Origin of the sequence: Rhizobium ecuadorense (genome assembly GCF_001187535.1) — a bacterium.
Lineage (GTDB): Bacteria > Pseudomonadota > Alphaproteobacteria > Rhizobiales > Rhizobiaceae > Rhizobium > Rhizobium ecuadorense.
The window spans coordinates 1-519 of the sequence record NZ_LFIO01000727.1 but is presented as its reverse complement, the minus strand read 5'-3'; the positions used below and the strand labels follow the sequence as shown (position 1 = coordinate 519).

Sequence of the window (519 nt, the reverse complement as noted above, 5' to 3'; positions counted from 1 at the left end):
CACCTTTGTAACTTCCCTTTACCCGCTATTGGCGTAGTACTGCCTATTGCGGTGGCGGATGGAAGACCGTTGCACCTTTGGGACACCAAGCCCGTGGGAGAGCCTGGGTCTCCGTCCGCCGTTCCATTGAACCCGAACAGTCGCCGGGGCCGCTTGCGAAAGCAAAGCCCGCTTAGGCAAGGATGGGATCAGATGGATATGAATGAGAGCGTGGTTGTCGGTATCGATGTTTCCAAGGACCGCTTGGATGTGGCGCTGCTCCCTTCGGGCGAGCACTTCGCGGTCAGCAACGACCACGCCGGCCTTGAGGAATTAATCGCCAGGCTGGGAGCCTCCAGGCCGACGATCGTCGGCCTGGAGGCGACCGGCGGCTACGAGATGCTGGCGGTAGGTATCCTGTCGGCCGCTGGCTTTGGGGTGGTTGTCGTCAATCCGGCGCAGGTACGTGCCTTTGCCAACGCGCTCGGCCGCAGGGCCAAGACCGATCCGATCGATGCGGCCGTCATCGCTGCCTTCCTC

General features: G+C 62.0%; 1 protein-coding gene. It reads left to right on the top strand.

Annotated elements, in window-relative coordinates; all coding sequences use genetic code 11:
- Positions 1–198 precede the first annotated feature (198 nt).
- On the top strand, positions 199–519 hold a 321-nt coding region (locus tag AF337_RS13590), incomplete at its 3' end, for an IS110 family transposase (RefSeq protein WP_425287891.1).